Consider the following 18,345-nt stretch of genomic DNA (forward strand, 5'->3'; position numbering starts at 1 on the left):
GCTGTCGCACGACCTTAATAGAGAATATAAATTTGGATTTCATCTCAACTTCGGTCAAGTATCTCTCAACTTTCCTTATCATCCATCCTTTCACCCAGATAAAAAGGCTGCCTCATTCGAGACAGCCCCTAACTCTTTTATTTAACAATTAAAACTGGACAATCCGCACGCTTGGCGACCTTATGACTGACACTGCCCAGTAAGAATTCCTGTAAATTATTCAACCCGCGGCTGCCAATAACGACACAGTCAAAATTATTTTCATTTGCATAGGCAACAATTGTTGGGCCCGCTTCTCCATGTAAAATATGGGTTTTAAATGTAACCCCAGAGCCTTCCAATAATTCCCTCACTTTTTTTATCTTCTCCTTGCGCTTCAATTCAATTTCAAACTTATCTGCTGCATGAAGAACATCTGCTTTCGCTGTGTTTCCGTCAATCACGTAAATTGCTTCAATAGAACCATTAAATTTTTCCGCAAGTTCAATAGCATGGTTTGCTGAGCGTAAAGAATGCTCGGAGCCATCTGCTGCCAATAGGATTTTTTTGAACAAATTAGACACCTCTTTAGAGACTGACATACGATTATTATATCATCTAATCCCCTGAAGCTTTAGTCAAACCGCCAATTCTGTTTTTCAAGTGTTCACTGTCTGTATTTAATCCTGTATAGTGCACCTCAATATTATTCTGAGCAAATTTCACTTCAATTTTATCCAATGCGCCTATTGCTGAGTCGTCCCATAAATGAGCTCGTGTCAGATCTATTTCAACCTCTTTGACAGAATCTGCAAAATTAAACTTAGCAGTAAAATCACTTACTGATGCAAAGAACAACTGCCCTTCTACACGATAAATCCGCTTCTGCTCACGCATAACAAGCTCTTCTGTCACTTTCACTTTCGAGATTTTTGCTGCAAAGAAAATGGCACTTAATAAAACTCCTGCAAATACTCCTTTAGATAGATCATTTGTATATACAACAACAGCTACTGTCACCAGCATCACGATGGCATCCGTTCTCGGAAGCTTATGAAGGGTCTTAAGTGATGACCAGTCAAAGGTTCCAATTGATACCATGATCATGACACCAACTAGTGCTGCCATCGGAATCTGCACAACAAACCCGCCTAATACAACGATTAAAAACATCAAGAAGGTTCCGGCAACAAATGTAGATAAACGCCCTCTTCCACCAGACTTTACATTGATTCCAGACTGCCCTATCATCGCACAGCCTGCCATTCCGCCAAAGAAACCAGTTACCACGTTAGCAATTCCCTGTCCGCGGCTTTCTTTATTTTTATCACTTTCTGTATCTGTCATATCATCAACGATATTTGCTGTTAGTAAAGATTCCAGCAAGCCTACAATTGCTAATGCCAATGAATATGGGAAAATAATCATCAATGTTTCCAGTGTAAATGGAATAGAAGGGATTAAAAATACTGGCAACTGCTGTGTAAGATTGCCCATATCACCAACTGTTCCGACTTGAATATCACCAAAGATCACAATTGCCGTTACAGCAATAATTGCAACAAGTGCAGATGGAACAGCTTTTGTAATCCGCGGCAGCAAATAGATTATAGCCAAAGTTAACGCGACAAGTGCATACATAATCCAGCTTTCTCCTGCAAAATGCGGAAGCTGTGCTGCAAATATTAAAATAGCCAACGAGTTAACAAAACCGACCATCACCGAACGTGGTACGAATTTCATCGCTCTCGCCAATTTAAAAATACCAAATAAAAATTGAATAATACCAGTCAATATAGTTGCAGCAAGTAAATATTCAAGCCCATACTCTGCAACCAGATTCACCATCAGCAATGCCATTGCGCCAGTTGCCGCGGAAATCATGCCCGGCCGTCCACCGACAAAGGAAATAACAACTGCAATACAAAATGATGCATACAATCCTACCATTGGATCAACACCTGCGATAATCGAAAAAGCGATTGCTTCAGGAATTAAAGCCAAGGCTACAACTAGTCCAGACAGAATATCACCTTTTACATTGCCAAACCATTCTTGCCTTAATTGTTCTGTTCTCAATGCTCTACCTCTTTCTATAGTATAGTGTTTCCAAGCTTTCACTAAGCTCAGGACCGATTAAAACCTATACATCATACCATAGAAGCTATTTTTGGCAAAACACCAGGAAAGCGTGTTCATCTGTGTTTTCCTTTGAATTCCTCCGTTTATCTTATTTATAGTATAGCAGATCATGATTGCCATTGGAATATTTACAGTCATAAAGGAATCTGGTACTCTTAAAAGTGAAAGTGCAGGCACTGTGATAATGATATATGGACTAGCAAAGTAATGGTAATGGAATGCTTCTGCAGGAAATAACGTATCAGTCCCAGAATGCTGTCTGATGAAAAGCTGCATTCTGTTTGTCAAAGCTGAACGTAGCTGTGTTACAAGCATATGAATTATCTGCTGCTATGGATGATACTTTCAGTACTTGCAAGGGAAGCTGAGGAGGATATATATGAAAGGAAAACTGGCTGTTTTTGCTGTGATTTTATTTACAATTGCTGTTCTCATTTTGTGCTGGTTTTGGCTTCAGAATGTTATAGAAGATTATGATTTAGACAGAGCGATGGCTGAAACGATTGAAACTCATATATTGTAAAAACTATTTTTGAAGGGTCAGCTTCTCATTAGAATACTGAGTGAGGCCGGCTCTTTATTTATTTGCTGGTGATTTTTCTGAAGCATTTGTTTCCCTGCATTTTACGCGGATTATACTTCTAAGGAAAACGATCTTAATTTTGCGATTGGATAATTCATGAATAATACCTTTCAACTTATGATCCATTAGGCATTCTTCTTTCCACCTTTTCCAGTGCTAACTTAATCATAGAAGGAAACAGCTGCGGATTGAGATGATAATTTGGAGAAATAGAATGTTTTTGATAATATGGGATAACTTCACGGACAATTTTTTGCGTATAAGGCTCAGGAATATGAAATAGTCCACCTTGTGTCGTATAGATCCCCTTCCCCATAGGTAAAAGCAATCCAATAATCAATTCGCCCTCCTGAGGTGCCTGAAATGTTTTATTGTAAATGCCGACAATTTTAATTTCGTCTTCAAAAATATCTCTGAAAATAAAAACGCGTCCACTCTCACTATTGGTATCCTCTACATAGTGAAAACCGGGATTTAAAGAAAGCCAGCTAACCAATATTTCCTGTATTGCGAGACTTTTCTCCTGCCACCGGTGTTTATTTTTATGTAAAAACTGCTGATAAATGGAGGGCTTGTCCTGTGCTGATGGTGAACAAAATATTACCCACCAAACCAATTGCGGAAATATCCTTTCAGACAGCTCATCGGAAACATTGATATCTTTAATAAGCTCCTCAGTCTTTTCAGTTATAGTATGATTAAAACGATGAACTGCAAAGTTAAAAATCTCATCAAGTATCCCAAATAATTCTTCTTGTATTTTATCCGGAAAATAAATAACATTATTTTTTTGCATTTTCATTGCACCCAAATCCCCTTTCAAATTTCTATTATTCTAGCATGGTTTCAGAATTGCTGCATAAGACAAAATAGCATTATGACAGGGAAATAACTCCTGAAAAAGCAATTTTCGCTGAGATAAAATTGGAATTTGTTAAGGGGTTATAAGTATATTCTTAAATTTTAAGTAAGTTTTAAAAAGTTAAGTAAGTACTGGGACAAGTTGAGAGGCACAGAACCGGAGCTGAGAGACAGGAGTTCGAACTTGAGAGAGTAACCAAAAAAGTTGAGAGAAAAGGAAAAAAACTCCTTTATCTCTCAACTCCAAATCAAATTAAATCAAAAAGCAATTAAGCACTGGTTTTAGAATATTGCCTTTTCAGATACTGTTCCTGTATAAAAGCAATAATCTTTTTAAATTTTTCAAAAGAAAAAGCAAATATTGGGCTTTGGATAAAGGTAAAAACAAACGTAATGATAAATACCGGTCCGCCTAAAACAAGCCCGAGCAGCAATACCAGTGTTTCAGTTATGATGCGCACTTTACCAACCGATGCACCAAGTTTATCTGAAATGGACAGCATAAATCCGTCTCTTGGCCCTGCTCCAACTTCAGCCGAATTATACAGGCCGCCGCCAATTCCCATGATAATGATGCCAACAATAATGATCATGACATCTGTCCAGGTATGACTTGCCGTTGGCAGAAAGTCCAGCCATAAGAAGAGATCTACAAATGCTCCCACAAGAATGGCATTTAAGAAAGTTCCTATTTTTATATAACTCTTATCAAGTATCCATGAAATAATGATTAATAAAATTGAAATAATAATTGCCCAGGATCCAATAGATAAGCCTGCTTTTTCATACATGGCAACATTTAAAACATCCCATGGGTGTACCCCCAGATGCTGCATTTTCAGCGTAACGGTAATGCCAAAACTAAACACGATTAGTCCAGCCATGTAAAACACCCAGCGAATTGCACGTATCATATTTTCCCTTCTTTCTGTATTATCTATAATAGTATGGATTTGGGAAATTTGAAAGGCTATTGCTCGATAAAAAGAACGAAATGGGGAAATGCTGAGTTCACAAATAAAATGCCGAGGTTCAAAATTAATTGTTAAAAATCTAACTCCAAGCAAGACGGCTCAGCCAACTGAGCGCTGGATCTAGGCACCGCTCTTGCTAAAACACGTTTATTAACCAGGTATTAAAAAAATTGGCTGCAGCAACAGCCAATCTCCCCTTATACTTCACTAACTTTCGTATGAGCGTAGCGATCGTGTGGCATTGTCTCTCCTTCACCTTCATCAAAGCCCTTAGGATTTCCGAAGTACTTGAAGCCGCCAATGGAGTCACGGTAAGCCATACGCTTGATAATTTGCTCTGTGGCTGGTTTCTGGCCATTTTCGTTTTCCAATAAAAGTCCCTGTTGCTTATAACCAATTGTCTGGCCGGTTCTTTTCAGCTGTGTATATTCAAGTGTCCACATTACCAGTGTAGGTGTAACCAATGCATGAAATGCTTCATTTTTTATTCTTTTTCGCAGAACGCACTCAACTCCCGCGGTTATTGCCGTTGCGATTGCCGTATCAATCAGATACGCTTTAAAACGCTTTTTTGTGATTGGCTTCATCAATTATCCTCCTTCATTATGCTTGTTTAACAATACGTTTGGATGATGAATTGGTTTCAGATATCTATTATTTTAGCATAAAAAGAGAAAAGTTGAGCGACCTCTAAACATTCTAAAGGGCACTCAACTCAGGCTATCAGTTAGTTCCAAACTCCAGGCTTCCTACTCCTCATCACTTCCACGATAGCGCCTGTATGGGAGCGGGTTCCATGTCCGGTATTCCAGATCTTCAGGGCGGAGTGCTGATGGGATGTCATCGAAGATTTTCCGTGCTACTTCCAATTCACGCTCTGCTTCTCCTTTATCCTGGTACATAAATTCATCTGATGCCTTATCTGGTGCTTTGTTTACCTTTTCCTCCAGATACTCAACAACCATTTCCTGCTGTTTATGGATGGATTCCCGAGCGTCTGCTACCCAGTCCGGTTGAGCAGTACGAAGTGTATCTGTAACATAACTGAATTCATCAAAGATTTCTTTATAGACCCGATCTGCATTTGCACGAACATCCCGAATAGCTGTTTCGAGGTCCTCAATCGTCAGTTTTTCCACATCCAGCGGGTTATTTCGCTTTGAGCCGCCCAGTCCGGACGTTTCTAAGTAATATGGGAAAAGACTTTTTATCGTTTTTCCAACAGGTGAGACAGCCTGGTTATTTGCATCAATCCCTTTTGGCTGAACACCCTGCATCGCGATACGAGCTGATTCCGGGCGGACAATTTCTTTCGGTGGCAGAACACCATAACGCAGCAGTTCCCTGATACCAGTACCGGAAATATTTATTCTATATCTCTCGTCATGCGGGCAGGTTTGATCTGTAGCCGGATTATCACAGCGTGTGCAGTAAAATACTTCATGGAAGAGACGAATATCAATTCCTAATTCATCTTCCGTATACTCATCAAAAATGGTATGGCTGGCATATTTATCATAAAAATCACCAATTCCTGCATGATCCCGGCCAATTAACGCATGAGTACAGCCATAGTTTTTCATAATTAAAGCATGAAGAACTGCTTCACGGGGACCGGCAAAAATATACGTAACCCTCAGTGGCGCAAGAACTGTTCTTTCTTTTGGATAGTACGTATCCAGCACACTGCGGTAGGATAGCATCCGGAACTCATGTCTTGTATATTCCCGTTTAGCCATCTCAACCAGTGGCTGAACAAACAAGCCATCCAGCTCCTCCAAGGCATTCCGATGAATATATTCATGCCCTCTATGCAAAGGATTGGCCCCGGTAATAAATCCGCCAACCGATTTAAACTTTTTTTCTTCAAAAAACAGCTTCCAGGTATCTTTTGGCTCCAATCGAATACTTTCAAATGGCCCCCAATGCATCCTCTGAAGCAATTGTATAGGACCACCTAGAGCGACATCACCCATTCTTCGGTAAATGGAATCGACACCGGGATGATTGCGGTCCTTTGTTCCAAAAAGATGTGACGCGCGAAAATCTCTGTCATAGTGAAAAATATCATCCAGTTTAAGAATTGCGACTGGCTTTTTCGCTTCATCCACAAGTGCTACTTCATCACCAACGGATAATGTTTGAATAATCTCCTTGTTCCGGTCGCCAGTTGGAGCAAAACTCAAGGGCACTGGCCAGACTGTACCATTCTTTAAGCGACCATCTGTCAAAACTGACTTATAATCGGCTTCACCCATAAATCCTTCGTTAGGAGATAGAACACCTGTAGCAATCATTTCCAGCGTAATAACAGCCTCCATGTCTACCATAATCGCTGGCAGCTGATTTGCTCTCTCCATTGCCTCCTCTTGCTCCTTACCTGTAAGTACACGATTCACTAACTTCCCGCCATGTGGCTTATGCGGGTAGCTTGCTAATTTTGCCTCATCCAATACCCCTGTATCCTGACTCATCATAATTCCTCCCCATTCCCTTATAATCTATTAATCTTCATTTATAACAAATATATTTTTGACAGTTAAACTTTAGAAGTCTTTATCCAGATACATGGAAAAGCAGCTGTTCATTAAAAAGCAACAGCCCCTCCCCATGTCCTCCTGTAAGCTTAACTTGATTTTCTGTAGCCTGTATTTGCTTTTACTTTTACTTCGGCATAGCGTTTGAGATCATTTTCTTTAGAGAATATGGTTCCAAGGTAACCACCAAGAAAACCTAATGGCACACTTACAATTGCTGGATTTTCTAATGGGAAGATTGGATTCCCGACGAATAACGCTGCACCCTCTACCGGCGAGAATACGCTTGGACTTATAGAAACAAGCACCAATGCAGAGATTAATCCGAACAATATTGCCATAATAGCTCCTTGTGAATTAAATCGCTTCCAATAAACGGTATACAGAATAACCGGCAGATTGGCACTTGCTGCGATACAGAATGCAAGTGATACAAGGAATGCCACATTCAAATTTTGGGCTCCCAATGCCAGAAGAATCGAAACAACAGAAACTGCTAATGCTGCATAGCGAGCTGCCAGCATTTGTTCCCGATCCGTTACATTTCCTTTTTTAATAATTTGCCCGTAAATATCATGTGCAAACGCAGATGCGCCTGATAAGACGAGCCCGGCAACAACTGCCAGAATCGTAGCAAATGCTACGGCAGATATGAAAGCAAATAGAATATTTCCACCGATTGCTTCTGCCAATAACGGTGCAGCCATATTTCCTCCCGGGTTTGCTCCGAGTATTTGGCTTTCACCTACAAATATCGCTGCTCCAAATCCAAGGAATAACGTTAAAATATAGAAAATACCAATGGTCCAGGTAGCTGTTATTACAGAGCTTCTAGCTGTTCTTGCATCCTTAACGGTAAAAAAGCGCATTAGAATGTGCGGCAGACCGGATGTACCCAGAACCAACGCAATCATTAACGAAATTGTTCCCAATCCATCATCATACTTTAAACCAGGTTTTAAATAATCAGCACCATGGCTTGTTGCTGTTTTCACTTCTGTAAACATGGCAGAAATATTAAAGTTGAACTTCATTAGTACAAGGAATGAAATAATAACCATCCCGGCCATTAAAAGCACTGCTTTCGTAATTTGAACCCAGCTTGTTGCAATCATTCCACCAAATAAGACATAGATGGTCATCATGACACCAACAATTAACACAGCGATCCAATAGTCAATTTCAAATAATAATTGAATAAGTGCACCTGCTCCGACAAGCTGTGCAATCATATAAAACAAAACGATGGTAATTGTGCTGAGTGCTGCTGCTCCCCTTATTTTCTTCTTATCAAAGCGAGAATTAATCATATCGGCAAGGGTATATTTACCAAGGTTACGTAATGGCTCAGCCACTAAAAACAAAACAACTAGGTAAGCGATTAAAAAACCGATACTGTAGAAGAACCCATCGAATCCATTTAACGCAATTGCACCAGCAATCCCGAGAAATGATGCTGCCGATAAATAGTCACCCGCTATCGCCAGACCATTTTGCCAGCCGGTAAGTCCCCCGCCAGCGGTATAAAAATCACCAGTCGATTTCGTTTGTTTGGCTGCAAAAAAGGTAATTACAAGTGTCAATAAAACTATAGCGAGAAATAGAATAACAACCGTTGTATCCATCAGGAATTACCTCCCTGTTTTATCTGATCTTCAATAATCTGATCAGCTTCATCATCAAAGGAGGCCGCCCTTTTTACATATATCGTACTTAAAACCCAAACCATCACAAATTGGGCAAATGCAAATACCCAGACCCATGTTATATCCCCAAATACAGGTGTATTGAGAAACGTCGTGTACGATGTAAATAAAGGCAGTAAAAAGTAAAAAACCAGAAAGAATATAGACATTGGAATAATAAATTTTCTCTTACCTTCCATAAAACTTTTGAATTGACTGCTTTTTTCCACCTCCACAAAATCAATTTCATCTTCTCTATGTTCTTCAATTCGTTCGTGTTCACCATTCATAAAAACCATCCTCCTCGTTTCTTTCATTCGCGAGATTGAGTAACCTTTCGAAAAAGCACTGGCATCCTTTACGATCATGAATACTTTTTAACAAATTACCTCCCTTATCTGAAAGCGCTTACTAATCATTATAATTTGTTAAGCCATTCATAATAGGAAGACAGTGCCAACGGTTGATTTTTATGTGTGAACGGTTTTAATTTAAAGTTAAATGGTCATATTTTGAATGTTTTTAATATTACCTTGCTTGCTGAACGGCTGACTGGAATTTTTGATCTGTGCTCGTCTTTAAGCGTCACATTGCTTGTCCCATTAAACCATGGTGTAATTTCCAGCACATGATTTAAGTTAACTAAATAGCTTCGGTGGGTACGGAAGAAAGAATGCCCTGACAGCTTATCCTCAAGCTCCTGCAACGTCATTCGGCTCATCAGCATGTAATCCTCCGTATGAATTTCCAGCATCCTTTTATTCGGAACAGCATAATAAATGGAATCAGGAGACAAAACTACCAGCCGCTCCCCATCATCCACGAGCAGCTTGGATGCCGCCTGCTGTTCTTTATCTGGTTTATCAGCCTGCTCGGTATCACTTTCAGCTTGCTGAATATGTTTGCGGATTCGGGTCATTGCCTTTTGAAAACGGATTTCATCATATGGCTTTAGTAAATAATCAACTGCCTCAATTTCAAATGCATCCAGTGCATACTCATCATAAGCTGTGGTGAAAACAAACATTGGTGCCCCGCCTTCAGATTGCTCAACAATATAATTTGCAGCTTCAATCCCTGTTAGACCGGGCATCTCTACATCAAGAAAAATAAGATCCGGCTGATGCTCAGAATATAATTCAATTAATTGTTCTCCAGTTTCAGCATGCGGAGACAGCACAACATCTTTTTCCTCCTTAAGCAGGTACAGCAGCTCTTTTCTCGCCATTAATTCATCCTCCGCAATCATTGCGCGAATTTTCATGTTACCACCTGCCTTTCCATTTGAATACGTTCAGGAATTGTGAAAAACACTTCACTGCCCTCATCAGGCAAATTGCGAATCGTCAGCCTCGCTGGTTCCCCGAGTAGGCTAATCAGCCGCTTATTGACATTATATATTCCGGTACCGCCATTTTTAATTCCTGCTAAAGGCTGATGACTTACCAGATCCAAAATCGAATCCGGAAATCCGCGGCCGTTATCACGAACTGAAATTTGGATTTCCTCCTTCATCCTTTCTATCACGATTTCCACCCTGCCATTATCCGTTACATTCTTCAGCCCATGCTGAATACAATTTTCAACCAATGGCTGAATGGTTGATGGTGGAATATAAATATCTTCAACATCATCCGGCCGGCTAAAATCAATTTGCAATCGACCGGAAAACCGTGCCTGGATAATTGAAGCGTATGACTCTACATGCTCACATTCTTTCTCAAGCTCAACCAGTGATCTTGAAACGAGCCGCAGATTAAACCGCATATAGCTTGCCAATTGGAGCGTTATACGTCTCGCTGTTTTCGGGTTTTCCCGAAATAAGGATGCAATCAGCTGAAGTGTATTAAAAAGAAAGTGCGGATTAATCTGTGCTTGAAGATTTCTCAGTTCCGCATCACGTATATGTGTTTTCAGTTTTTCCGCTGTCACAACATTCAGCTGATTAGAGATAAATTGACCCAGCCCTTCAGCCATCATTAGCTCTACAAGTGAAATATGCTGGGCCCTGCGGAAATAAAATGTAATCAGACCGGAAAAATCATTTACTTCGGCGATTGGAATCATAATAGCAGCTTCCAATCGGCAATTTTCATGATTACAACCGAGTTCTGCCTTGTTATAGGCCACTTTCATTTTATTTGTTTGTATTGCCTCAAGAGAAAGTGGTCTAGTAATAAGATCACCCGGCTGATGATGCTCTTCTTCCAGCCCTTTATGTGCCAGAACCTCCTGATGATTTGTAACGGAAACCGCTGCAAGCTCCAGCCGGTCGTAAAATAAATTTGCAATCCCCTTTGCCATATCAACCGGAGAGTCCTTTTTCAAATACGGGATTGCTTCTTCTGCAATCGTCAGTGCCTGTCTCGTGGCCAAAGCTGCTTCATTTTCCTGTTCACGCAATACAATCCCAATCATTGCAGTAAAAATAGCGATTGCAATACTATTGGATAACACAAGCGGCAACCCAATTGTGTCAACAATCGCTACCATATTCACTGAATCCGTATAGATGATCAGCAGCAATTGCATTTGTAAAACAGGGGGAAACACCCCAATAAATAATGCCTTAAAAGGTGAAATAACCCGCTCATTTGAAAAAAAACGTGCTGTCATCCCTGCTAATAGCCCTGTCAATGGATTAACCAGACCATTAGCAACCCAGCCAATCCCTCCAAGAAACAACAGATGCCCACCAGCAATGAGTCCTGCACCTAAGCCTACTATTGGTCCGCCAAGCAAACCTGCAATAACGATTGCAACAAGGCTTGAACTGACGATCATTTGATCAGCCTCAACAGGATAAATAACAAAATCACGCAAAATTTCCGATTCTCCAGTGATAACAATGCCATTGACTGTACTTGCAATCGCAAATATCCCAAAGACCAATGCATGGACAAGCGACATTTTTAAACTGAACTCCCGATACAGCAAGGTCTTAAAGCCAGGTGTCCGGGTCATCACAAAGGCAATAACGAGCAGCAAACCTAATCGCTCAAACAGAATGATTGTTAAGTCCTTCACGCGCTATCTCCCCTTGACTCAATTCCAGTCTGTGATTTTTTGAAGAACCTTCTGAATTCCGCTTCCGTCTGTGATTGCTTTGGAGAAAAAACAGTGCCGAGATATGCACCCAAAAAGCCAATAGGAATGGCAATAATTCCTGGATTATGCAAGGAAATAACTGCCTCCCTGGCAATCCATCCTCCGTCCGGATTCATAATATGCGGTCCCAAAACTACAAGTATCAGTGATGCTGCAAGCCCACTGGCCATCCCCGAAATTGCACCAATCTGATTAAACCTCCTCCAATAAATCGTAAGGAGCAGAACAGGAAAATTACTTGCTGCTGCTACAATAAATGTCATGGATACAAGGAACGTAACATTGATCGTTTCCAGCCTTAGTGCAAACAGTGTTGAAATGAGGCCAATCCCTAAGGCTGTCCAGCGTGCCGCTCTTAATTGCTCTTTTTCCGTTGACTTTCCCTTTTTTATAATATGATGGTAAATATCATGAGAAAAGGCAGTTGTAGCTGAAATAACAAGGCCTGCGACTACTGCAACAATAGTTGTAAAAGCAATGGCTGAAATAAATGCCAAGAGGAAATCTCCTCCTACCTCTTTCGCCAGCAAAGGAGCGGCCAGATTGCCAGTCGGATCTGCTTCAATCATCGTGTGATAACCTAACAGCGCAACCGTTCCAAGTCCCAGAATAAGTGTCATCAAATAAAAAAGGCCAATAATCCATGTGGAACTAATTAAGGAACGACGGACTTCCAATGTATTGCGAACTGTGAACAGCCGGATTAAAATATGCGGCAAACCTGCTGTACCAAATATTAAAGCAAGCTGCAATGAGAGAAATTCAACCGGATTTTCGAATAGATGACCTGGAAGGAAAAATTCACCGCCTAAAGGTGTCCCCTCTTTTACCCGCTCAATCAAATCAGCAGTATTCCAGTTGAAATTCGAAAAAACAATAAGCGAGAGCATAAACGTTCCTGACATGAGTACAACCGTTTTAACAATCTGTACCCATGAAGTGGCAACCATTCCGCCAAAAACAACGTATATCGTCATTAACCCGCCAATGATAACAACAGAAATGGAATAATCAATATCCAGTAATAAACGCAGCAGAAAACCAGATGCCACGAGCTGTGGAATCATATACAAAATAGAAATCGTGAAAGCACCGATTGCCATCAGCCATCGCATATTGTCACCCGGAAAACGGGAACAGATTACATCCCCAAGTGAATAGGTGCCAAGGCGATGTACAGGTTCAGCAATCAGAAATAAGACAATTAAATAGGAAACTAAAAACCCAATAGAGTATAGAAATCCATCATAGCCATTGATGGCAATTGTCCCAACAATCCCAAGAAATGACGCTGCACTGATAAAATCACCAGCAATCGCCATCCCATTCTGAAAGCCTGTTAAACTGCCTGCAGCGGTATAGAATCGATTCGTTGTTTTACTGCGTTTTGCTGCCCAGTACGTGATAATCAGTGTACAAACAATAATACAAATAAAAAATAGAAAGTATGTAAGGTTCAACTCAACTCCTCCTGTTTGATTTCTTCCACCAACCGGTCAAAGCGTTTTGACTTTATATGATAGGCCCAGACCATAATCCATGTCATAGGCAATTGCAGGAAGGCATACAGCCAGCCCCAGGTTATACCAGCAACAAAGCTTGTACCATTCATAGCTTCGGGTAAGAAAATCAGGGACAATGGGAGCATAAAATAAAAGACAAGCAGGAAAATCAAAGCAGGAATCAGAAACCGCTTCTTCTCCTGCATAAGTTTTTGAAACTTATCATCCATCTCGATTCCCCCAAAATGAATTCTTTTTCTATATGAGGATACATAAAAGTCTGTAAATTCGTTTTATTCTAATATAGATGAATGTTGAGTGGTTGTAAAGAGGAAACATGGGGACGGTTCTCATACTTCTTTTGATACGGATGACAACCTGCAGCAGTACAAATATTTATATTCCCCCCTTCATTCAGATTTGCCCCCATCTGTTTTCCAATCCTATTACAACTGAAGTCAGTGGACGATTCTCAACTTTCCTGCAATAAAATACAACTGCTGGAAAGTGTTTCAAACAAAATGATAATGGGGAAATTAATAGAAACATTCTTTCGAAAGCAGGTGGCACTATTTTGAGTAAACTATATGATTTTATCGGAATTGGAATTGGTCCATATAATTTAAGCCTTGCAGCATTAACAGAGGACATGCATGACATTGACTGCATATTTTTCGATGAATCTTCCAGAATGCAATGGCATCCTGGAATGCTGATAGAAGGAACTGATTTGCAGGTTCCCTTTCTCGCAGATCTTGTGACGTTTGCGGATCCGACAAGCCGTTTTAGCTTTTTAAACTACCTGAAGCAGCATAATCGGCTGTACAAGTTTTTCTTTTTCCATACTATGGAAGTGCCAAGGCAAGAGTATAGCGATTATTTGAAATGGGCAGCAAATCAGATAAGCGGTCTTTATTTCGGAAAGAAAGTTGTTGATGTAATCGATCAGGATGATCATTATGAAATAGTTACACAGGATTCGGAAACTGGAACCAGGGAAAGTTGTCTTGCAAACCATATTGTGATGGCCACAGGCAGTGAACCTTTAATTTTAGAAAATATGCAAGGTTTTCCTGACAAAGATGTGATACATACGAGTCAGTATTTGTATGAAAAAGAAGCGCTTATGGAATCAGATCACATTACGGTTGTCGGCTCGGGACAGAGTGCAGCTGAAGTATTCTATGATTTATTGGAAGAACGGGAGGACAAAGAATTCCAGTTAACCTGGCTGACACGCTCAAAAGGGATTTTCCAGCTTGAAGCAGCGAAGCTCGGTCAGGAATTTTTCTCTCCCGACTACGTGGATTACTTTCACAAGCTTCCATTAAACAAACGCAAAGAAGCACTGGATACGCTGGAGCCTTTGCGCAATGGCGTCGCTCACCAAACATTGAATGGTATTTACGAAATGCTTTATCATTATTCCATCGGCGGTGAAAATCCGAAAGTAAACATTCAGCTGATGACAGAGGTGCAGGACATTCAAGAGGTAAATGATCAGTATATTCTAAACTGTCATCAATGGCAGACAGAAAATGATTTTCAGCATAAAACAGAAAAAGTCATACTGGCAACAGGGTATAAACCAAATATTCCAGACTGGTTCATTGAAAGATTTAAGGAGAAGGTAGTCTGGGAGGATGATATGATGTTCGAAATATCTAGGAATTATGAGCTTAAATTTAAAAAGTACCGGAAGCATCGCTTTTATGCGGTCACCAATTTGGAGCACTCCCATGGTACCGCAGCAACCAATCTGGTCTTAGCTGTTCAGCGGAACATGGAAATTATTAATCATATGACTGGTGAAGCCCGGTTTGATTTGGATGGTGTTTCTGTTTTTCAGCAGTTTAATCAGCTATAGGAAAATACATGAATAAGACCTGCCTTTTTGATGAGACAGGTCTTTTAACGCTTCATCTATCCTATTTATTTTCATTCTTTCCAGCTTCATCAGCCAGCTCCTCAAATGACTTCACTTTACCATGAGGATTTTTGGCATTTTTGCGGGCTCTCCACTGTCGCTCTTTCTGTCCTTTTGACCGAGTCATCCATATTACTCCTTTATATTATATTGATTTTAATTCTACAGATCCCAATTGTCAGCCCTTCTCTGTTTCGCTTTTTCCTTCTGTTTCTTATTGGCATTTGCACTGCCAATTTCCTTTGAAAACTCAGAATCCTGTTTACTGGAATCAAATCCATGCTTATTTTTCTGCTGTGGATCATTCTTCTTTGTTCTTTTTGTCATGATGCCCCTCCTTTTTCCTTATTATTCGGAATGAAATTTGAAATATGCGCAAAACTTCCAACGACATTTTTCTTTCAAAAAGTATAGTTTAGCGTTAAACTAAATACGATAGTTTAATGCTAAACCATTTTTAAAGGAGATGAAGCCAGTGGCTAAATTAAAGAATAAAGTAGTCATTATTACTGGCGGTGCCGGTGGAATTGGCAGCGGCATGGCTAAAGCAATGGTTAAAGAAGGTGCAATTGTTGCTATTGTTGATGTGAATGAAGATACAGGGAAAGCAATGGAAGAGAAACTGCATGCTATTTCTCCAAAATCAATGTTCCTTCAAGCTGATTTAATGGATCGGGAAAACCTTGGACAGATCATTACAACAGTGGTTGAGAAATACGGAAAACTAGATGTGTTGGTAAATAATGCACATGCCTCCAGGCAAGTAACAATCGCAGAAACTACACAAGCTGATTTAGACTTATCTTTTGACACTGGGTTTTATCCAACCTTCTATTTAATGCAAGCCGCACTTCCCTTTTTAAAAGAATCAAAAGGAAACGTAATTAATTTTGCATCCGGCGCAGGCTTGAATGGTCATGAAACACAAGCTGCATATGCTGCTGCAAAAGAAGCTATTCGCGGCATCTCCCGTGTTGCTGCCAATGAATGGGGCAGATTTGGCATTAATGTTAATATTATCAGCCCAATTGCAAATTCACCTGGTGTGGAGGCATGGGCAAAAGCACAGCCTGAATATTATGAGGCTGTTAAGAACAAAATTCCAATGGGACGTTTTGGTGATGTTGAAAAGGATATCGGCCGGGTTGCAGTATTCCTTGCATCTGAGGATTCAAACTATATTACAGGACAGACAATTATGGTTGATGGCGGCTCAATTATGCTTCATTAATTCTTATTGGAGAGGATTTTTTGCGGAATACAAATATTTTTAAACTTATTCATGCAATCGAGCAAATGAATAATGAAAACATTATTAGATTCACCAAGGCATTTCATTATCCGCTCGGAATTTCGCCGATTCTTGTATTGGCAGAATTAAGATGGCAAGGCGCTAAAAAGCAGGTCGAATTAGCTGAAACACTTGGCTATACAAAGGGAGCAATCACTAATATTGCGACAAAACTTACGAATTTAGGCCTTGCCGAGCGATTACATGATGAAAATGATCGCAGGACAGGCAAGTTAAAAATTACTCCTGCCGGTGAAGAGGCGTTGACAGATGCCCAGACAATTGGACAGGAAATATTTATGGAGCATTTTGAGGTTCTTACAGAAAAAGAGATCCAAAACTATTTGACAATCCAGCAGAAATTAATAAAAGGCATCCAGGATAGAAAGGGATAAAAAATACGAGGAGGAATTTAAATGAAAAGATTAAACGGTAAAGTTGCAATTATTACAGGGGCAGCACGTGGAATGGGAGCTTCCCATGCTCGCTTATTCGTTAAGGAAGGGGCCAAAGTAATCATTGCAGATATTCTTGAACAGGATGGACAAGCATTAGCAGAGGAACTTGGAGAAAATGCAAAATTCATCAAGCTTGATGTAACAAAAGCTGAAAACTGGGAGGAAGCAGTTACCGCAGCCGAAGAGGCATTTGGTCCAGTTAATGTATTAGTCAACAATGCTGGCATCAGTATGAATAAGTCCATTGAAGAAACAACGGAAGAAGAATATAGAAAAATCATTGACATTAACCAGGTATCTGTATTTCTTGGCGTAAAGGCTGTTATACCTTCGATGAAAAATAGTGATGGTGGTTCGATCGTAAATATTTCATCCATCAACGGCCTTGTTGGCGGCGCCATCGGATACACCGATTCCAAATTCGCAGTCAGAGGTATGACAAAAGCAGCTGCCCTTGGCTTAGCGCATTATGGAATCCGTGCTAATTCTGTTCACCCAGGTGTAATTGAAACCCCTATGATTGCACAAGAAGATTCAAAAGATGCAATTCAGGAATTTGCAAAATACATCCCAAATAAACGTGTTGCCAAGCCTGAAGAAGTTTCAAATCTTGTTTTATATCTTGCATCAGACGAATCCAGTTATAGTACTGGTGCTGAGTTTGTGGTTGATGGCGGGCTGACTGCACAGTAACTAATTAAGAGTGCTGCCCCTCTAACATGTTCAGTGTTTTAAGGGGCGTGCACTTTTCTTTTGTAACTTCATAAAGCATTAATATACCCAGAAATTATTTAAATAAAAACGTTTAGATGGATTATCCAAGAAATATATGCTAAAGATAAAAATAGGCAAAATTTAATTTGCTTTTCAACAATTGTAGAGGAAAATTGAAGGTTCCAAAATCTGGAGGCTGAAAAATGCTAGAAACTGTCGCACTAAATGCTTTAAAAGCTTTAACAGAAAAGAAAACCAAGAAAAAAGTATTTATCAAAATAATCTGGAATGACAATGAAAAAATAACACTGTTCATTACGCCAAATATGAAAATCAACTCCTTTATCTATGATGAAAAAGAAGGATATTTATTTTATGATCATGAGGGAAAACCCGTTGAGAAGACCATCCCATGCATTCTGCCAGAAGAGGAATTAGAAAATGGACAGGTTAAATTGGAAGGGTTCAAAACCGGAAAATTATTAGTTAACAATGAACGTTTAGCAAAGGATGATCTAGTTTTTTTAAGCGATTATCATTTGCAGTAAAATGCTAAAAAAATAAAGCCCTTCTATATAGAAGAG

Annotated in this window: 21 protein-coding genes; 6 read left to right on the forward strand and 15 right to left on the reverse strand. The window is 39.9% G+C overall.

The window, feature by feature from the left end:
* Positions 1–137 precede the first annotated feature (137 nt).
* Genes CIL03_RS15760 through CIL03_RS15770 form a run of 3 tightly spaced genes read right to left on the reverse strand, consistent with a single transcriptional unit; the run spans position 138 to position 2,436 of the window.
* Entirely contained in the window at positions 138–554 is a 417-nt protein-coding gene (locus CIL03_RS15760; RefSeq protein ID WP_094886847.1) for a universal stress protein, read from the reverse strand.
* Positions 555–597: 43 nt separating this feature from the next.
* The gene (locus CIL03_RS15765) at positions 598–2,058 is read right to left on the reverse strand and encodes a SulP family inorganic anion transporter (RefSeq protein WP_094886848.1); all 1,461 of its coding nucleotides are present in this window, start codon (positions 2,056–2,058) and stop codon (positions 598–600) included.
* A 57-nt stretch (positions 2,059–2,115) separates the two neighbouring features.
* Complete coding sequence (locus tag CIL03_RS15770) at positions 2,116–2,436, reverse strand: hypothetical protein (protein WP_094886849.1); 321 nt, start codon at positions 2,434–2,436, stop codon at positions 2,116–2,118.
* Between the two features lie 64 nt (positions 2,437–2,500).
* On the opposite strand from CIL03_RS15770, the gene CIL03_RS19890 reads away from it, so the two are divergent.
* Positions 2,501–2,644 carry a hypothetical protein gene (locus tag CIL03_RS19890; RefSeq protein WP_165767981.1) on the forward strand — a complete coding sequence of 48 codons (144 nt, stop codon included), beginning with the start codon at positions 2,501–2,503 and terminating at the stop codon, positions 2,642–2,644.
* Positions 2,645–2,819: 175 nt separating this feature from the next.
* On the opposite strand, the gene CIL03_RS15775 is transcribed toward CIL03_RS19890, so the two are convergent.
* The 10 genes from CIL03_RS15775 to CIL03_RS15820 form a co-directional block, all read right to left on the reverse strand.
* Positions 2,820–3,506 carry a hypothetical protein gene (locus CIL03_RS15775; RefSeq protein ID WP_094886850.1) on the reverse strand — a complete coding sequence of 229 codons (687 nt, stop codon included), beginning with the start codon at positions 3,504–3,506 and terminating at the stop codon, positions 2,820–2,822.
* Between the two features lie 328 nt (positions 3,507–3,834).
* A complete protein-coding gene (locus tag CIL03_RS15780; RefSeq protein ID WP_094886851.1) occupies positions 3,835–4,479 on the reverse strand; it encodes a YczE/YyaS/YitT family protein in 645 nt (214 codons plus the stop codon).
* A 257-nt stretch (positions 4,480–4,736) separates the two neighbouring features.
* Positions 4,737–5,126 carry an RDD family protein gene (locus CIL03_RS15785; protein ID WP_094886852.1) on the reverse strand — a complete coding sequence of 130 codons (390 nt, stop codon included), beginning with the start codon at positions 5,124–5,126 and terminating at the stop codon, positions 4,737–4,739.
* A 162-nt stretch (positions 5,127–5,288) separates the two neighbouring features.
* On the reverse strand, positions 5,289–7,013 hold the full coding sequence (locus CIL03_RS15790; protein ID WP_094886853.1) for a sulfate adenylyltransferase: 1,725 nt from the start codon (positions 7,011–7,013) through the stop codon (positions 5,289–5,291).
* A gap of 152 nt (positions 7,014–7,165) precedes the next feature.
* Positions 7,166–8,701, reverse strand: a complete 1,536-nt coding sequence (locus CIL03_RS15795; protein WP_094886854.1) for a solute symporter family protein — start codon at positions 8,699–8,701, stop codon at positions 7,166–7,168.
* Entirely contained in the window at positions 8,701–9,051 is a 351-nt protein-coding gene (locus CIL03_RS15800; protein WP_094886855.1) for a DUF485 domain-containing protein, read from the reverse strand. The genes CIL03_RS15795 and CIL03_RS15800 overlap by 1 nt, the downstream gene beginning before the upstream one ends.
* A gap of 215 nt (positions 9,052–9,266) precedes the next feature.
* Positions 9,267–10,025 carry a LytR/AlgR family response regulator transcription factor gene (locus tag CIL03_RS15805; RefSeq protein ID WP_094886856.1) on the reverse strand — a complete coding sequence of 253 codons (759 nt, stop codon included), beginning with the start codon at positions 10,023–10,025 and terminating at the stop codon, positions 9,267–9,269.
* A complete protein-coding gene (locus CIL03_RS15810) occupies positions 10,022–11,788 on the reverse strand; it encodes a LytS/YhcK type 5TM receptor domain-containing protein (RefSeq protein WP_094886857.1) in 1,767 nt (588 codons plus the stop codon). The genes CIL03_RS15805 and CIL03_RS15810 overlap by 4 nt, the downstream gene beginning before the upstream one ends.
* On the reverse strand, positions 11,785–13,329 hold the full coding sequence (locus tag CIL03_RS15815) for a solute symporter family protein (RefSeq protein WP_094886858.1): 1,545 nt from the start codon (positions 13,327–13,329) through the stop codon (positions 11,785–11,787). The genes CIL03_RS15810 and CIL03_RS15815 overlap by 4 nt, the downstream gene beginning before the upstream one ends.
* Positions 13,326–13,601 (reverse strand): DUF485 domain-containing protein, encoded by a 276-nt coding sequence (locus CIL03_RS15820; protein ID WP_094886859.1) that lies wholly within the window; start codon positions 13,599–13,601, stop codon positions 13,326–13,328. The genes CIL03_RS15815 and CIL03_RS15820 overlap by 4 nt, the downstream gene beginning before the upstream one ends.
* A gap of 344 nt (positions 13,602–13,945) precedes the next feature.
* Here CIL03_RS15820 and CIL03_RS15825 point away from each other — a divergent pair, with 344 nt between their 5' ends.
* Positions 13,946–15,238 carry a lysine N(6)-hydroxylase/L-ornithine N(5)-oxygenase family protein gene (locus CIL03_RS15825; protein WP_338061893.1) on the forward strand — a complete coding sequence of 431 codons (1,293 nt, stop codon included), beginning with the start codon at positions 13,946–13,948 and terminating at the stop codon, positions 15,236–15,238.
* Positions 15,239–15,299: 61 nt separating this feature from the next.
* Here the strand turns inward: CIL03_RS15825 and CIL03_RS20165 are convergent, their stop codons facing one another.
* Both CIL03_RS20165 and CIL03_RS19895 read right to left on the reverse strand, forming a co-directional pair.
* A complete protein-coding gene (locus CIL03_RS20165; protein ID WP_240508097.1) occupies positions 15,300–15,425 on the reverse strand; it encodes a DUF6254 family protein in 126 nt (41 codons plus the stop codon).
* 35 nt (positions 15,426–15,460) lie between these two features.
* Entirely contained in the window at positions 15,461–15,625 is a 165-nt protein-coding gene (locus tag CIL03_RS19895; protein ID WP_165767982.1) for a hypothetical protein, read from the reverse strand.
* 148 nt (positions 15,626–15,773) lie between these two features.
* On the opposite strand from CIL03_RS19895, the gene CIL03_RS15830 reads away from it, so the two are divergent.
* The 4 genes from CIL03_RS15830 (at position 15,774) to CIL03_RS15845 (ending at position 18,309) form a co-directional block, all read left to right on the forward strand.
* Complete coding sequence (locus CIL03_RS15830; protein WP_094886861.1) at positions 15,774–16,529, forward strand: SDR family NAD(P)-dependent oxidoreductase; 756 nt, start codon at positions 15,774–15,776, stop codon at positions 16,527–16,529.
* 20 nt (positions 16,530–16,549) lie between these two features.
* Positions 16,550–16,984: a MarR family winged helix-turn-helix transcriptional regulator gene (locus CIL03_RS15835; RefSeq protein WP_094886862.1), complete on the forward strand. Its 435-nt coding sequence runs from the start codon at positions 16,550–16,552 to the stop codon at positions 16,982–16,984.
* 21 nt (positions 16,985–17,005) lie between these two features.
* Complete coding sequence (locus CIL03_RS15840; RefSeq protein WP_094886863.1) at positions 17,006–17,740, forward strand: glucose 1-dehydrogenase; 735 nt, start codon at positions 17,006–17,008, stop codon at positions 17,738–17,740.
* Between the two features lie 224 nt (positions 17,741–17,964).
* Complete coding sequence (locus tag CIL03_RS15845) at positions 17,965–18,309, forward strand: hypothetical protein (protein WP_094886864.1); 345 nt, start codon at positions 17,965–17,967, stop codon at positions 18,307–18,309.
* The last annotated feature ends 36 nt before the right edge of the window (positions 18,310–18,345 follow it).

It is taken from the genome of Virgibacillus indicus (assembly GCF_002266285.1).
GTDB classification, from domain to species: domain Bacteria; phylum Bacillota; class Bacilli; order Bacillales; family Amphibacillaceae; genus Virgibacillus_K; species Virgibacillus_K indicus.

What these genes read in the sequence shown, in the direction of transcription:
- CIL03_RS15795 (WP_094886854.1), bottom strand. Translation starts at nt 8,701, where the DNA reads ATGGATACAACGGTTGTTATTCTATTTCTCGCTATAGTTTTATTGACA.
- CIL03_RS19890 (WP_165767981.1), top strand. Translation starts at nt 2,501, where the DNA reads ATGAAAGGAAAACTGGCTGTTTTTGCTGTGATTTTATTTACAATTGCT.
- CIL03_RS15845 (WP_094886864.1), top strand. Translation starts at nt 17,965, where the DNA reads ATGCTAGAAACTGTCGCACTAAATGCTTTAAAAGCTTTAACAGAAAAG.
- CIL03_RS15820 (WP_094886859.1), bottom strand. Translation starts at nt 13,601, where the DNA reads ATGGATGATAAGTTTCAAAAACTTATGCAGGAGAAGAAGCGGTTTCTG.
- CIL03_RS20165 (WP_240508097.1), bottom strand. Translation starts at nt 15,425, where the DNA reads ATGACTCGGTCAAAAGGACAGAAAGAGCGACAGTGGAGAGCCCGCAAA.
- CIL03_RS15780 (WP_094886851.1), bottom strand. Translation starts at nt 4,479, where the DNA reads ATGATACGTGCAATTCGCTGGGTGTTTTACATGGCTGGACTAATCGTG.
- CIL03_RS15840 (WP_094886863.1), top strand. Translation starts at nt 17,006, where the DNA reads ATGAAAAGATTAAACGGTAAAGTTGCAATTATTACAGGGGCAGCACGT.
- CIL03_RS15805 (WP_094886856.1), bottom strand. Translation starts at nt 10,025, where the DNA reads ATGAAAATTCGCGCAATGATTGCGGAGGATGAATTAATGGCGAGAAAA.
- CIL03_RS15790 (WP_094886853.1), bottom strand. Translation starts at nt 7,013, where the DNA reads ATGAGTCAGGATACAGGGGTATTGGATGAGGCAAAATTAGCAAGCTAC.
- CIL03_RS15775 (WP_094886850.1), bottom strand. Translation starts at nt 3,506, where the DNA reads ATGAAAATGCAAAAAAATAATGTTATTTATTTTCCGGATAAAATACAA.
- CIL03_RS19895 (WP_165767982.1), bottom strand. Translation starts at nt 15,625, where the DNA reads ATGACAAAAAGAACAAAGAAGAATGATCCACAGCAGAAAAATAAGCAT.
- CIL03_RS15770 (WP_094886849.1), bottom strand. Translation starts at nt 2,436, where the DNA reads ATGCTTGTAACACAGCTACGTTCAGCTTTGACAAACAGAATGCAGCTT.
- CIL03_RS15800 (WP_094886855.1), bottom strand. Translation starts at nt 9,051, where the DNA reads ATGAATGGTGAACACGAACGAATTGAAGAACATAGAGAAGATGAAATT.
- CIL03_RS15785 (WP_094886852.1), bottom strand. Translation starts at nt 5,126, where the DNA reads ATGAAGCCAATCACAAAAAAGCGTTTTAAAGCGTATCTGATTGATACG.